9 protein-coding genes are annotated in these 15,929 nt (G+C 33.6%); all 9 read left to right on the top strand.

Translation table 11 applies throughout. The annotated features are described in order from the left end of the window. Window position 1: 1 nt before the first annotated feature. The 9 genes from EI427_RS13745 (at window position 2) to buk (ending at window position 15,920) form a co-directional block, all read left to right on the top strand. Window positions 2-799: a rhomboid family intramembrane serine protease gene (locus tag EI427_RS13745; RefSeq protein WP_126615587.1), complete on the top strand. Its 798-nt coding sequence runs from the start codon at window positions 2-4 to the stop codon at window positions 797-799. 205 nt (window positions 800-1,004) lie between these two features. After that, the gene (locus EI427_RS13740) at window positions 1,005-1,922 is read left to right on the top strand and encodes a rhomboid family intramembrane serine protease (protein WP_126615585.1); all 918 of its coding nucleotides are present in this window, start codon (window positions 1,005-1,007) and stop codon (window positions 1,920-1,922) included. 162 nt (window positions 1,923-2,084) lie between these two features. Continuing rightward, window positions 2,085-3,542 carry an Asp-tRNA(Asn)/Glu-tRNA(Gln) amidotransferase subunit GatB gene (gatB, locus tag EI427_RS13735; protein WP_126615583.1) on the top strand — a complete coding sequence of 486 codons (1,458 nt, stop codon included), beginning with the start codon at window positions 2,085-2,087 and terminating at the stop codon, window positions 3,540-3,542. A 48-nt stretch (window positions 3,543-3,590) separates the two neighbouring features. Then, on the top strand, window positions 3,591-4,688 hold the full coding sequence (locus tag EI427_RS13730; protein WP_170178467.1) for a TlpA disulfide reductase family protein: 1,098 nt from the start codon (window positions 3,591-3,593) through the stop codon (window positions 4,686-4,688). 332 nt (window positions 4,689-5,020) lie between these two features. Continuing rightward, window positions 5,021-7,288: an aconitate hydratase gene (locus EI427_RS13725; protein WP_126615579.1), complete on the top strand. Its 2,268-nt coding sequence runs from the start codon at window positions 5,021-5,023 to the stop codon at window positions 7,286-7,288. Window positions 7,289-7,597: 309 nt separating this feature from the next. Next, window positions 7,598-13,354, top strand: a complete 5,757-nt coding sequence (locus EI427_RS13720; protein WP_126615577.1) for a fibronectin type III domain-containing protein — start codon at window positions 7,598-7,600, stop codon at window positions 13,352-13,354. Between the two features lie 187 nt (window positions 13,355-13,541). Then, on the top strand, window positions 13,542-13,862 hold the full coding sequence (locus tag EI427_RS13715; protein WP_144074158.1) for a hypothetical protein: 321 nt from the start codon (window positions 13,542-13,544) through the stop codon (window positions 13,860-13,862). Window positions 13,863-13,927: 65 nt separating this feature from the next. Further along, the gene (locus EI427_RS13710; protein WP_126615573.1) at window positions 13,928-14,836 is read left to right on the top strand and encodes a bifunctional enoyl-CoA hydratase/phosphate acetyltransferase; all 909 of its coding nucleotides are present in this window, start codon (window positions 13,928-13,930) and stop codon (window positions 14,834-14,836) included. A 4-nt stretch (window positions 14,837-14,840) separates the two neighbouring features. Then, window positions 14,841-15,920 carry a butyrate kinase gene (gene buk / locus EI427_RS13705; protein ID WP_126615572.1) on the top strand — a complete coding sequence of 360 codons (1,080 nt, stop codon included), beginning with the start codon at window positions 14,841-14,843 and terminating at the stop codon, window positions 15,918-15,920. The last annotated feature ends 9 nt before the right edge of the window (window positions 15,921-15,929 follow it).

Raw genomic sequence — 15,929 nt, 5'->3', positions numbered from 1 at the left:
AATGGGACAAAATTTAACGCCTTACGTCAAAATTATTTTATTAATAAACCTTGCAATTTTTGCATTGTGTAATCTGACAAGCTTACCAATTGTAGATTTATTAGGTTACCACAATATTAACTCAGAATATTTTCAGATATACCAGCCTATTACATACATGTTCGTGCATGAAAGCTTTGCACATATTTTTGGTAATATGTTTGCACTTTTTGTATTTGGACCAATGTTAGAGAATGTACTAGGGTCTAAAAGATTCCTAATTCTTTATATGGTTACTGGTATTGGTGGAGGGGCCTTATATGGTATTACTAATTATGTAGAAGTACATAATATGGCAGTATCGGCAGAGCAATTTATTACAGAGCAGACACCAGTTAATTTCTTAGCATTTTGCCAAGATCATGCTTCTCAGTTTTTAGAACACAGTCAAGATTTATACAATTTTGCAGAGAGTACTTTCCCTGCAGATCCTAATAATCTAGGATTACAATCAGAAGCAGTGGAGTTTGTTCGTAAATTAACAATCACCAGAATGAATATTCCAATGATTGGAGCTTCTGGAGCCATCTTTGGTATCCTCTTTACTTTTGCATTTTTATTTCCAAATTTAAAGTTGATGTTATTGTTTCCTCCAATTCCGGTTAGAGCAAAATATCTAGTAGGACTTTATATTTTATATGAGACATATCAACTTTGGAATCAAAATCCAGCAGATAATGTAGCTCATTTAGCCCATTTAGGAGGAGCATTATTTGCTTACTTCTTGATGAAACATTGGAAATACAAGAGTTATCAATAGGTAATAATTAGATGAAGTGAATATCAATTACAAAATGTGAAAATAGATATTCATCTATCTAATAATAAAATGTACATATTAGGTTTTTACATCATTTCAATTTTTAATAGTAGTTGATTTTATGTAAATTAAGTAAACCTAAAACAGACCTATATCAGAGTAACAGGCTTTTAAAGTTACTCATTGAACCATTACTTTACTTTATATGAACAGTTTTATCTCTGATTTAAAATATACATGGAATAAGCCAGGCAGTGGACTTTTAAGACTTATCATTATTAATGTAGTTGTTTATGTGTGTATGAGTATTCTGATGCTTGTTTTAAAGTTATCAGGGTTTCAGGAATTCTATAATTTATACATTTTTGATAACGTAGCTTTACCCCCAAGTATTTACGCTGTGGCCTATAAACCATGGACGTTAATAACTTATTTCTTCGTTCATAGTATGAGCGATTTTTTCCACATATTATTCAATATGTTGGTAATGTATTGGTTTGGGGTGATTTTTACAGAGTTCTTAGGAGATAAAAAACTAGTAGCTCTCTACTTCTTAGGTGGTATTGCTGGTGGTTTAGCCTACATATTTATGTTTAACGTTGTTCCTTTTTATAAAGAACAAGCAGATATGGTGAGTGGTTTAATTGGTGCGTCAGCATGTGTTTACGCTATTGTAGTAGGTGCCGCCACTATTGCTCCAGAATATAAAATAAACTTATTATTTGTTGGTCCTGTAAGAATAAAATACTTAGCAGCTGTTTACATCTTCTTATCTTTAATTCAATCTGCTGGTTCGAATGCAGGAGGAGAAATAGCTCATTTAGGAGGAGCATTAATGGGATTTGGATATGTATCGTTATTAAAGAAAGGTACAGATCTTGGCAAGCCATTGTATGCTGTCACAAATTTCTTCGGTAACATCATGAACTCGAAACGAAAATTAAAAGTTGTTCGTGGTGGTAAAAAAGGAAAAGCAGCAGCTAAGGCAGAGAAAAACGTTTCTCATCAACCATCACAAGATAGCATAGATGAAATTTTAGATAAAATATCTGTAAAAGGATACGAAGGGCTTACGCAAGAAGAAAAAGAGATTCTCTTTAAAGCAAGTCAACGTAAACATTAAAATAGTAGTGTTTATGTCTAAATTTTATTAATATTGTAATGAAATTCATTAAAAGTCATTTCTTTTATAAAAGAATGACTTTTTTTTTGAAATATATTAAAGTTGCGACTGTAACATTATTTTAGGTTTCGATATAATGGAACTGTCTATAGATCAGTAATTATGGATAAGACGATTTTAGATAAATATGAGTTAGTAATTGGTTTAGAGGTACACTCTCAATTACAAACTAAAAGTAAAATTTTTGCATCAGATCCTACAACATACGGTCAGGATCCAAATGTAAATATTAGTGCAATAACATTGGCTTTACCAGGTGCTTTACCTAAAGTGAATAAATCTGTTTTAGAATATTCTATTAAAATGGGTTTAGCATGTAATTGCTCTATTTCTGAATATCAATTCTTTGATCGTAAAAATTATTTTTATCCAGATTTACCAAAAGGGTATCAAACAACTCAAGATAAAACGCCAATATGTATTGGTGGTCATTTAGATGTTGTATCTAAAAAAGGAGATGAATTCCGAGTAATCCTAAATAGGATTCATATGGAAGAGGATGCAGGTAAATCTACACACGTAGATGGTGCTCCAGATACTCTTGTAGATTTAAACCGTGCTGGTGTTCCATTAATGGAGATTGTGACAGAGCCATGTATTCATGATTCTGCAGTGGCAGCAGCTTTTGTTGGTGAAATCAGAAAAATTGTACGTTACCTAGACATTTCTGACGGTAATATGGAAGAAGGTTCGCTACGTTGTGATGCCAATGTATCTGTTCGTTTAAAAGGGGAAACAAAGCTTGGAGAGAAGTGTGAAATTAAAAACATGAACTCCATGCGTAATATCCAGAAAGCAATTGATTATGAGATGAAACGTCAGATTAAATTAGTTGAGGCTGGAGAACCTATTTTATCAGAAACAAGAACTTTTAATGTTGATACTGGAAAAACGTACGGAATGCGTTCTAAAGAGACATTGAATGATTACAGATATTTCCCTTGCCCGGATTTACCACCAATGATTGTTGAAAAGGAATGGGTGGATAGATTAAAAGCTGAAATGCCAAGTCTTCCGGCAGAATTAATTAAGAAATTTATTACTGATTATAAATTACCAGAGTATGATGCAGAACAATTAACAGAGTCGAAAGAAACGGCAATGTATTTTGAAGCATTATGTAATGGAACAAAAAATTATAAAGTTGCCTCAAACTGGATGATGGGACCACTTAAATCATTATTAAATGAGACAGGTGAAACGTTTGAAACACTAACTGTCCGTCCTAATCAGGTGGCCGATGCAATTGCTTTAGTAGACGATAAGAAAATTAGTAATGCTGCTGCAACGCAACAATTACTAAAAGCATTATCTGAAAAAGAGGGAGTATCAGCAGAAGAATTAGCGAAAGAATTAGACCTAATTCAAGATAGTGGAGACGACTTCCTTGTCCCATTAATTCAACAGGCCATAGATAAATTCCCAGATAAAGCAGCAGCTTACAAAAAAGGGAAAAAGAACCTTATTGGTTTGTTTATGGGCGAAGTAATGAAACTTGCAAAAGGTAAAGCAGACCCTCAAAAGACAAATCAATTATTGAGAGAAGCTTTAGAAAAGTAAAGATCTGTGTATATTGCATGTATTACGGAAATAAGTAAACAAACAATAGTGAAAACAGTAAAACATATTTTTATTCTTCTACTTACAATTTTTGCTGTAAGTTGCGGAGTATCAGAGGAAGGTGATGGATCTTATCCTGCCAAAGTGAAAATATCGGGTAAACTAAATGATTTACCAGACGGCACTAAGGTTGTTTTATATACAATACAACGTGTTGGGGGAAAGAAAAATGTTGCAGAAACAACAACAGATGCTTCAGGTAAGTTTACTCTAAAGTATACCGTTTCTAAGATTGGTTTATATACATTAAATATTGGAAACCAAGCTGAAGAATTATTGGTGTTAGAAGGAAAAAATTTAACTGTAGCAAATGCTAAAGTAGGTTATAAAATTTCTGGATCTAAAGAAAATGAGCAATTGACAGATCTAAAACAGATGTATGATAAATACTCTGAAAAAGGAAATGTTTTGCAACAAGAATATGCTTCTTCTGAAAATAAAGAAGAAGTACTTAAGAAATTCCAAGCGCTACAAACAGAACAAAAAGTAGCGATAGAAGATATGTTAGGTAAATTAGATGGTGCGTATGTATCATTAGTTGCTTTAAATTTTATTCAAGATAAGGATGGTAGCTTCGATGCAATCTCTAAATCAATTGAAAAGTTAGAGCAAAATTTCCCTCAAGATAGCTTAGTAATGGAAGTAGCCAAAGCTTATAATGCTAAAAAAGCAACTGTAGTGGGTGCTGAAGCTATAGAAATTTCTTTACCGTCTCCAGAAGGAAAAACAGTAACATTATCTTCTCTTAGAGGAAAATATGTAATGATTGATTTTTGGGCATCTTGGTGTAGACCATGTAGAATGGAAAATCCAAATGTTTTAAGAGCTTACAATCATTATAAATCAAAAGGCTTTGAAGTGTACGGAGTTTCTATCGATAGAGATACTGAAGCATGGAAACAAGCAATTGAACAAGATCATATTACTTGGTCTCAAGTACATGATGCAGGTGGAATTGTTGCTGCCGAATATGGTGTTGAAGGTATTCCTTTCACACTGTTATTAGATAAAGAAGGAAAGATTATAGCTAAAAATCTTAGAGGAGATGATCTAGATAAGAAGTTAGCAGAGTTATTAGGTAAGTAATTTTACTTAAAAAATTATAGAGAAGGTGTACTAATTCTGAATTAGTACACCTTTTTATTTTTAATTACTTTGTAACTACGTAGTTTTGTGAAAGATGAAATTTGTACCAAAGTATTGACTTTACTAACAAAACATCTGATAAATATTAAAAATGACGTCTTTAATCTTAAAAAATAGGTCGATTTATTATTTTTTTTACAAAATCAGTGATTTTCAGCCCTTTTTGTTTAAAAAGAATATAGATTACTCTTATTTTTGTTTAAAGTCAGTAAATTTTTATAAATAGCACTGATTTTTGTCACTAATTGAAATTTTTACTAAACGACACGCATATGGCTTTTGACATTGAGATGATAAAGGAGCTTTACTCGAAATATCCCGAACGAGTAGAAGCGGCAAGAAAAGTAACAGGTAACCCCTTAACCTTATCTGAAAAGATTTTATACACTCACCTTTGGGATGGTAATGCTACAAAAGCATTAGAAAGAGGTAAGGATTATGTAAACTTTGCTCCAGATAGAATTGCATGTCAAGATGCAACAGCTCAAATGGCATTGTTACAATTCATGCAAGCGGGTAAAGATAGAGTAGCTGTTCCTACAACGGTACATGCTGACCACTTAATCCAAGCAAAAGACGGTGCAAAAGCGGATTTAAAACGTTCTGACGTAACAAATAAAGAAGTATTTGACTTCTTAGGATCAGTTTCTAACAAATATGGAATTGGATTCTGGAAGCCAGGTGCAGGTATTATTCACCAAGTAGTATTAGAAAACTATGCTTTCCCAGGTGGTATGATGATCGGTACAGATTCTCATACAGTAAACGCTGGTGGTTTAGGTATGGTAGCTGTTGGTGTTGGTGGAGCTGACGCAGTAGATGTAATGGCCGGTATGGCTTGGGAACTTAAATTCCCTAAGTTGATTGGTGTTAAATTAACTGGTAAACTTAACGGTTGGGCTGCTCCTAAAGATGTAATCTTGAAAGTCGCTGGTATCTTAACTGTAAAAGGCGGAACTGGATGTATTGTTGAATACTTTGGTGAAGGTGCTAACAACATGTCTTGTACTGGTAAAGGTACAATTTGTAACATGGGTGCAGAAATTGGAGCAACAACTTCAACTTTCGGTTATGATGAGTCTATGGAGCGTTACTTACGTTCTACTGACCGTGATGATGTTGCTGATGCTGCAAACGGAATTAAAGAACATTTAACTGGTGATGCAGCAGTATATGCTGATCCTGATAAATATTTTGATCAAGTAATCGAGATAAACCTTGACGAACTTGGACCACATTTAAACGGACCTTTTACTCCTGATAGAGCAACTGAAGTTGCAGATATGAAGGGTGAGGCAGCTAAGAATGAGTGGCCTTTAGACGTAGAGTGGGGACTAATCGGTTCTTGTACTAACTCTTCTTATGAAGATTTAACAAGAGCAGCTTCTATCGTAGAAGATGCAGTGAGCAAAGGTGTTAAACCAAAAGCAATTTTAGGTATTAACCCTGGTTCTGAGCAAGTTAGATTTACAGCAGAACGTGATGGTTTATTAGATACATTCAATAAATTTGAATCTTCTAAAATTTTCACAAACGCATGTGGACCTTGTATTGGTCAGTGGGCTCGTCCTGGTGCAGAAAAGAATGAGAAAAACTCAATAGTTCACTCATTTAATAGAAACTTTGCAAAACGTGCAGACGGTAACCCGAATACTCACGCATTCGTAGCGTCTCCAGAAATGGTTGCTGCTATTGCAATTTCAGGTCGTTTGGACTTTAACCCTCTTACTGATACTTTAACTAATGAAAATGGTGAAGCTGTAAAATTAGCAGTTCCAACAGGATTAGAGTTACCAGAAAGTGGATTTGCAGTTGATGATAACGGTTATGAAGCTCCAGCAGCAGATGGATCTAACGTAATAGTAGATGTATCTCCAACTTCGGAGCGTTTACAATTACTTACTCCATTTACTCCTTGGGAAGGAACAGATTTATCTGGAATGAAGTTATTAATTAAAGCGGAAGGAAAATGTACTACAGACCACATTTCTATGGCAGGTCCTTGGTTACGTTACCGTGGTCATTTAGATAACATTTCTAATAACTGTTTAATCGGTGCTGTAAATGCATTTGGTGGTGCTACTAATGAAGTAGTAAACCAATTAACAGGAGAAAAAGGAGAAGTTCCAGCAACCGGAAGAGCTTACAAAGCAGCAGGTATTGGTTCTATCGTTGTTGGTGACGAAAACTATGGTGAAGGTTCTTCTAGAGAGCATGCAGCTATGGAGCCTCGTCATTTAGGTGTTCGTGCAGTAATAGTAAAATCTTTTGCTCGTATTCACGAAACTAACCTTAAGAAACAAGGTATGTTAGGATTAACTTTTGCTAACCCTGCAGATTACGATAAAGTTCGTGAAGACGATACTATCGCAATTAAAGGTTTAACAGAATTTGCTCCTGGTAAGCAGTTAACAGTTGAGTTAACACATGCAGATGGTTCTGTGGAAACATTCCCAGTAAACCATACATATAATGCTCAACAAATTGAGTGGTTCAAAGCTGGTTCAGCATTGAACTTAATCAAAGGCGAAGCAGTATAAGTACTCTTTTATAATGCGATAGAGATGTATTTCTCTACCACATTATGAAGAGAAATAAAAATATAATAGCATTCTGGTGGCGACATCTCTGAAAAGAGATGTCGCTTTTTTTATTTCCAAAGGGATAATGTAACTATAACAAGTTAATCAGATTTGATTTGTAATATACTAGCCAATTTTTTGTAAATTATATTAAACCTAAAAAGCATAAGTAATTGATTTTGATTACTATACTCTAATCATACTATAACCTAATTCTTTGTATGATTAAAACGATTTAACCTAATACCCAAGACCTAATTATCACTCATGAAACTAGCTGTATTCAATTCGTTTTATACGAAGTGTTTCTATTTACTATTTCTCTTATCGCTATTGTACATATCTACTTTTGCTCAAAATACTGCATTGATTTCAGATATGTCTCAAGATCAAACGATCTACCATAAATTTAAGAGACAGAAAGATGACCCTGAAGCTCGTCAGAACTATGAACACCGTTTATTAGAAAACCCAAAATTGCATTTAATCCCAAGTAATATTTTTGAGTTAGAACATAGCTTTGCTCAAAAATTACACTTTAAAACGCAACTGTTTGATGATTTATCTGTTAGCGACGTTGCTACTGTAAATTGGAAAAAAAGAGGACCTTTTAATGTGGGAGGAAGAACTAGAGCGTTAGCAATAGACAAATCGAATGAAAAGATACTCTTAGCTGGCGGTGTAGCTGGTGGATTATGGAGGTCAATAAATGGTGGTGCTTCTTGGATAAAGGTTACAACTCCTACAGACCGACAAAGTATTACTTGTATAGCACAAGATCCACGACCTAATTATGCTAATGTTTGGTATTATGGGGCAGGAGAAATATATGGTAATTCGGCTTCTGGAGGAGGTGCTAATTATAGAGGAAATGGAATTTATAAATCTACAGATGGGGGAGTTTCTTGGAATCAATTATCTTCTACAGTAAGTGATCCTACATTAAATGAAGGTGTATTTCAATATGTATCAAAAATTGCAATTACTCCTCAAGGACATGTTTATGTTGCTCATAAAGGGGGAATATCAAAATCATCTGATCGAGGTAACTCATGGCAGCTATCTTTAGAAGAAGAAGGAGCTATTTTTACTGAAGTTATGGTTACTTCTGAAGGACGTTTATTTGCTACAATTGCTAATACTGGTTTCTTTACATCGTTAAATGGGTCCGATTGGATAAATATTACACCTCAAGAAGTTTCGTCTATTTCGTTGAATAGAACAGTAATGGATTTTTCTTATTCAAACCCTGATAATATATATTTCTTTGCACATACTCCTGGTAATGGAGAATCAAGCCATATGCTTTTTAAATATAATGTATCAAATGAAACATGGGAAAATAGAACAGCCAATTTACCTGCTTATGGAGGTTATGTAGGTGATCTATCACAAGGAAGTTACAATCAATACATTCGTGTTAAACCAAATAATGAGAATGTGATTTTTATAGGGAGTACAAACTTATATAGATCTGAAGACGGATTTAAAACAAATTCTAGTACAAGATGGATTGGAGGTTATTCGCCTAAAAATAATGTAAGTATTTATCCTAATCATCATCCAGACAATCATTGGATGGAGTTTTTACCTTCAAACCCAAATATCGTGATTACAAGTCATGATGGAGGAATAAGTAAAACACAAAATTGTTTAGCAGAAAATGTAGAGTGGGAATACCTAAATAATGGATATTATACAACCCAAGCATACGCCATCGCAATTGATGAAAAAACAGAAGGCGATAATAGAATAATGGCAGGGTTTCAGGATAATGGAAAATGGTATTCTAATTCTACAGAGGAGGGTTCTTCTTGGATTGAAGAATATGCTGGAGGAGATGGTTGTTATGTTGCAATTGTTCCTGGAGAAGATATCCGATACACAAGTACACAATACGGCAAAATTTTAAGATTTAAAGGAGCAGACCCGAGAAAACCTACAGACTATGATGGTATACAGCCAAGAGCAGCTACAAATCAAATGTTTGTTCATCCTTATATTTTAGACCATAATGATCCGAATGTGATGTACTATCCTGCAGGAAATAAGATGTGGTTTAATGTATCACTTGATAAAATTAATTCTGGTTATACTTTTAGAGGAACAAACTCAGGATGGTTACAATACTCTAATGTTGCAGCAAACGCTACAATTACTTCTTTAGATGTTTCTACAAAAAAAGAGGATGTACTTTACTTTGGAACAGCTTCTGGAGGGGTGTATAAAGTAAATAATGCTAGAGACCAGAGTACTTCTATGGTTGATATTTTTACAGAAAAAGGGTTACCTAAAGCATATGTATCTTGTGTAGCTGTTAATCCTACCAATGAAGACCATGTTTTAGTAGTATTTTCTAATTATCAAACGCAGAGTATTTTTCAGACTTTAGATGGAGGAGACTCTTGGTTGCATGTATCAGGAAATTTAGAAGAAAACGAAGATGGTTCTGGGGCAGGGCCTTCTGTTCGATGGGCTGCTTTTCATCATCCAAATAACGGTACTGAAGGCGTTTTTATTGGAACTAGTGTAGGTTTATTTTATGCAAATTCTCTACATCAGTTTACAGATTGGAAACAACAAGCCGAGAATGAAATTGGAGATGCGGTAGTAACAATGATTAAGACAAGAGAAGATGGCTTAGTAGTTATAGGAACACATTCTAATGGTATTTACAGTGCTTATTTTGGAGTTGATGATACTCCTCCGGTTGTATCAAAAGATATTGAGGATAAACAATATTCTTTAGGTGATTTTGGAGAAACGTATGATTTATCTAAGTTGTTTTTTGATGAAAATGGAGATCAACTTTCTTTTGAAATAGTAAATGATAACGAAGATGTTGTTTTCGTTTCAATCATCAATAATCAACTACATATAAAACCAAGTGAGGAAAATGTAGGAAATGCTGTAATTACAATAGTAGGAACTGCTCATGGAAAAGAAGCTACTCTAAATTTTAATGTAACAGTAAAAGATATATCTCCAACTTTAGTTAGTCAAAAAAATCCAGATGGAAACAGCTACAGATCTCAATTTTTTACAGATTTTAATGCACCAATATATTTAGCAGATGACTTTGAAATTGAAGAAGGTGACGAATGGGAAATTAATGCAGTTAAAGCATTTGGAGAATCTACGGTTTCTTCAATTTCAGAAGTAGATATTATTATTTGGAGCGATGTTAATGGTAAGCCGTCCATAGAAGAAGTTTATAATGCAGATAATGATGGGCTAGTATATTACAATAACGGCACTATTGAATTTACATTTAATACCCCTTTAATTCTTTCAGAAGGGAAATATTGGTTAACAATTGCACCTGTAATTTCTTATTCTAAAGATGGAAGTTGGTATTGGAAAGGAAATGTTGATACTAACACACATGGAGGAGATTTCTATATGTGGGATCAAAATGATTTATTTAGACAAGGATATACCTCTTGGACGCATAGAGATGATATTGGGTTTGCAGACCATGATTTAGCATTCGAAATCTATGGTAATTCTACACAAACTAGTGTGTTACCTTATATTTCAATTTTAAATGCAGAAGGAATTACAGAAGGGCGAATTGAATTAGATTGGGAAGGTATTTCTGAAGCATCTGGGTATTATATTGAACGTTCAACTTCTCCAAACGGTGATTTCCAAAGAATAGCCACTTTATCTAGCGAATATAATTACTGGATAGATAACTCCGATAAAATTGATGGTGTTACTTATTTCTATAAAGTAAAAGGATTTAATGCCTACGGAGAAGCACAGGGTTCTCCAATAGTTTCGGCTGTGGTTTATCAATTACCTAAAGCAGTACAAAATTTAACTGTAGATAAAGTACAAGGAGGGTTACTTGTTGAATGGGAGGATAAAAGTAATAATGAAACGGAATTTGTAATTGAATATTCATTGCACCCAAATAATGGATATGTTCCTATTGCAACAGCAGGAAGAGATGCCACTTCTTATTTGGTATCAATGGATTTATTAGGGTCTTTAAAATATTATATACGTGTGGCTGCTGCTAATGGAGCAGGAAATTCACCTTATCAACTAGTCTCATCATATACAAGATTAGAAGCACCAGGTAATATATTCTACGAAGAGAAATCAGCAACTTCTTTATTTATTTCTTGGAGAGACATGTCTGCTTTAGAAACAGGTTTTCTTTTAGAGTATTCAACGGATCATGGTAATTATTTTCCTTTTTCTAAAATTACAGATGTAAATGCAGAGTCATTTTTGCTAAATGGTTTATTACCTAACATGACCTATTACTTTAGGTTGTCTGCAATTAATGGATTACTTGATGGGGACTTAACTAGTGAGCCAATATTATTTGTACATACCATGGGGAATAGTTCAAAACCATCGTTTGTAACAGATGTATCGGCAGCATATCAAAATCAAAATGTAGTACTTGACTGGGTTGATAGTGTACATAATGAATTGGGGTTTAAGGTGTATAAAAAGGAATCGTTACTTTCAGATAGCTATCAATTAATAGCTCAATTGCCCTATAATACTCAAGAATTTATAGATGAGAACATAAATGAAGGAAGTAGCTTTAGTTACAAAATTGAAAGTTATAATGCCTTAGGAATATCTGAAAGTGAAGAAGTAGTTATAAATATACCAATTAATAGTCCTCACTCTTTACGATTGTTGAATAGGAATTTTGTTAATCATATTCAGTGGGAAGATGCTTCTAATTTAGAAGATGAATATGTTATTTATAGAAAAACGGGTAACAGTAGTTTTAGAAAGTTAATAAGGCTTCCTGCATCAACAACTAATTATGTTGATAACTCAATTTTAGAAAATCAAATATATTTCTACAAAGTAGCAGCTGTAAAATCTGGAGATGAATTTTTTACTGATGAAGTAGAAATATCAACATTCCCTAACGTACCTCATGGTATAACAACTTTGGTTGTTCAAGAAGAAGAGGCAGGGAAAGTTCAACTCGATTGGATAGACGAGACAGATGATGAAGAAGGCTATATGATTTATAGAAAAATAATTGGAACGAAAGATTCAACATTAATTGCTACAGTAGATAATACTGTTTATTCTTTAGTAGACAATACTGCTGCTCCAGAGACTTTATATAGATATTATGTAATAAGCTATGTAGGAAGTCTAACCGTAAATCCTTTATCAGCTCAAATAGAAACGAAAGCTGTTAATGCTAGCTTACCAGATTTCCCTATTAATCTTGTTGCCTCTAATGATGTTGATGGAGTGATGCTAACATGGGACGACATGTCTGATAACGAACTGGGTTTTGAAGTTTTCAGAAGATTAAAAAATGATTCCGAATTGAAGTCAATTGGAACAGTCAATGAGAATATGACTGTCTTTAGAGATAATCTAGTAGATGTAGATTTATGTTATGAATATACAGTTGTAGCATATAATGCTACAGGCTATTCTGTAAAAATGCAGACCATGTATGAAGCGTTAGAGTATGATGATGCAATTCAGATAATTGAACCGGAACAATTTAAAGCAAGAGAAAGAGCTGGGGATGTTATTCTTTCATGGACGGATATGTCAGAAAATGAGGATGGTTTTAAAATTTACAGATTGAATACTTCTTCTGGAGATGTGATACAAATAGGAACAACCATTGAAAATCAACATTTATATATAGATCACAATGAATATTCTGACGGTGTTTATACCTATTATTTAACAGCATTCAATACTGATTATGAAACAAATTATATAGAAACATCAGTAAAACTTAATAAAAAAGATCAGAGTGCATTAGATCAATTAGTAGCATTAGAAGTATCATTATTTCCAAACCCGAGTGAAGGAGTTTTTAGACTAAATCTTGGAGATGATTGGGAAGATATATCAGTTGATATTTTTAATATACAAGGTAGAAAAGTCTATACTAGCGATTTTATCAGTTCGTTTGTAGAGCTAAATTTAGAGCATCTTCAGTCTGGGCAGTATATAGTTGTTGTAAGTGATGAAGTAAATAGTGTAAGGAAGAATATCATAAAAAAATAAAATAAATACATTGCTATTTTATGGATAGTAAGAATAGAATGTTAGATAAGTTTTAAATGCTACTTAATAAATTAAAAGTATAGTATTTATTGAATTGTCTCTTGTAAATTCGCCTTATTCAATAACACTCAATTTTATAGTTATGAAGCTGAATTATATTTTATTCTACTGTCTTTTAAGTCTTTTTATGTCGTGTAAATCTCAACAAGTTGTAATTGTTGGAGGTGACGGTTATGGTCAGGTAGAGCAGGAACAAGAACAGATAAGAGTTACTCCAGGTACTTGTGTATTTTATGGAGAAGTACTCGCTATAGATGGTGGAGGAATTATGTTTGGCGTAAGTTCTTTAGATGGTTGTGGCCCTGGTGTTACCACTTACCCTAAAGTAGGAGCAAAACTATCTGCAAGATTTAAAGGAGAAGTTCCTTGTCAAGTAGGAGATAGAGTTCAAGTAAAAGTAGCTGAATTCGAAAAATCATATTCTATTTTAGATGTAATTACATTGTAGTTTTACCTACTTTTGTACTAATCACACATATACATTTACACATACATACTAACCCCATTATAAATATGCTGAAAAGTATTTCAGAACTAGTTGATATCCTAGATGCTCAGACCGTAAAACGCCGCCTTGTTTTATGTGCAGCAGGAGATGATAATGCATTGGATGCAGTGTATAGAGCTTATAAAAATAATATTATTGAGCCTATTCTTGTAGGAAATAAAGAAGATATAAAAGATCTATGTACAGAGATGAATTTTGACTTTTTTGATAAAGTTGAAATAATTGATGTTGTAGATCCGAAAGAAATGGTGAAAACTTCGGTTTCCTTAATCCATAATGGAAAAGCAGACTTTTTAATGAAAGGTCATATTTCTACAGCAGAATTAATGCGAGGTGTTTTAAATAAAGAATGGGGATTAAAAAAGCGACGAGTAATTTCTCATTTCGCACTATTTGATTTACCCGCTTACCACAAGCCTTTAGCATTAACTGATGTAGCCATGAATATAGCTCCTGATCTTGAAACTAAAATTGGTATTTTAAATAATGCAATTGAGTTTATGAGGAAAGTAGGAGTAAGAAAACCAAAAGTTGCAGCTTTGGCCGCAGTCGAAATGGTAAACGAAAAGATGCAAGCAACTTTAGATGCAGCTTTACTTACAATTATGGCAAATAGAGGGCAGATTAGACATTGCGAGATAGATGGTCCTTTAGCATTTGATAATGCAATTAGTCAAGAATCTTCATCGCACAAAGGAATTAAAAGTACAGTGGCAGGGGATGCCGATTTATTATTAGTTCCAGATATTGAGGCTGGGAATGTTCTTTACAAAGCCTTTGTTTTCTTTGCAAATGCCAAAGTTGCATCAATTATTTTAGGAGCAAAAGCACCAATTGTATTAACATCAAGAGCCGATTCTATGGAGACAAAATTAAATAGTATTAGGTTGGCTGCAGCATCAATTGAATTATAAAAAGATGAACAATAGAATATTAGTTATAAACCCTGGTTCTACATCTACTAAAGTAGCTCTTTTTGAAGGAGAAGATGTTTTTTGTGAACGAACACTTAGGCATTCATCTGAAGAATTATTACAATTTAAAACTGAGCTAGAACAATTAGATTTTAGAAGAGAAAAGGTTGTAAACTTCTTAAAAGAGGAAGAAATTACTTTGTCGTCATTAGATATTGTAATGGCAAGAGGTGGTTTATGTAAGCCAATCCCATCAGGAGTATATTCTATAGATGAAAATTTATTACACGATTTAGCTGAAACACCAAGAAAACATGCAAGTAATCTTGGTGCTAAAATAGCGTTTGATATTGCTTCAAAATTATCAATTCAATCTTGCATTGCAGATCCAGTAGTTGTAGATGAATTATCTGATATCTCTCGTTTTTCTGGTCATCCTAAATTTCCAAGAATTTCAGCATTCCACGCTTTAAATCAAAAGGCAATAGGAAGAGTGTTTTCTAAACAAGTAGGCATTAAATACGAAGATTTGAACCTAATTATTGTTCACTTAGGTGGAGGAATATCAGTAGGGGCACATCAAAAGGGAAAAGTAATTGATGTAAATCAAGGATTAGATGGTTCAGGTCCATTTTCTCCAGAAAGAAGTGGAAGTCTACCTGTAGGAGATATTATTAGAGCTTCTTTTAGTGGTGCTTATACACAACAGGAAATGATTGAGATGGTTGTTGGTCGTGGTGGGTTATATGCTTATCTAGGTACAAATGATGCTAAAGCAATCCGTGAAGCAGCAGAAAGAGGAGAAGAAAAAGAATTAGAAATTATGAATGCCATGATATATCAAGTGGCAAAAGAAATTTGTAGTTTAACAGTTTCATTAGAAAATAATATTAATGCAATCTTACTTACAGGTGGTTTAGCACATGGGAAGTGGATTACAGATAGGATAACAGAAAAAGTTAAACACATTTCTGATGTACATGTTTTTCCTGGTGAGGATGAAATGTGGGCATTAGCGCAGAATGGTTTAATGGTATTAAATAGAGAAGCTATACCACAAGCGTATGGAGAGACTATTTACTAGTAAAAAGTA

The sequence above is a fragment of the Flammeovirga pectinis genome, from assembly GCF_003970675.1.
Lineage (GTDB): Bacteria > Bacteroidota > Bacteroidia > Cytophagales > Flammeovirgaceae > Flammeovirga > Flammeovirga pectinis.
The sequence above is the reverse complement of the archived record's forward strand: the minus strand, read 5'-3'. Positions and strand labels throughout refer to the sequence as shown.

Coding starts and splice junctions, on each gene's coding strand:
- buk (WP_126615572.1), top strand. CDS start 14,841: ATGAACAATAGAATATTAGTTATAAACCCTGGTTCTACATCTACTAAA.
- EI427_RS13710 (WP_126615573.1), top strand. CDS start 13,928: ATGCTGAAAAGTATTTCAGAACTAGTTGATATCCTAGATGCTCAGACC.
- EI427_RS13745 (WP_126615587.1), top strand. CDS start 2: ATGGGACAAAATTTAACGCCTTACGTCAAAATTATTTTATTAATAAAC.
- gatB (WP_126615583.1), top strand. CDS start 2,085: ATGGATAAGACGATTTTAGATAAATATGAGTTAGTAATTGGTTTAGAG.
- EI427_RS13725 (WP_126615579.1), top strand. CDS start 5,021: ATGGCTTTTGACATTGAGATGATAAAGGAGCTTTACTCGAAATATCCC.
- EI427_RS13740 (WP_126615585.1), top strand. CDS start 1,005: ATGAACAGTTTTATCTCTGATTTAAAATATACATGGAATAAGCCAGGC.
- EI427_RS13720 (WP_126615577.1), top strand. CDS start 7,598: ATGAAACTAGCTGTATTCAATTCGTTTTATACGAAGTGTTTCTATTTA.
- EI427_RS13715 (WP_144074158.1), top strand. CDS start 13,542: ATGTCGTGTAAATCTCAACAAGTTGTAATTGTTGGAGGTGACGGTTAT.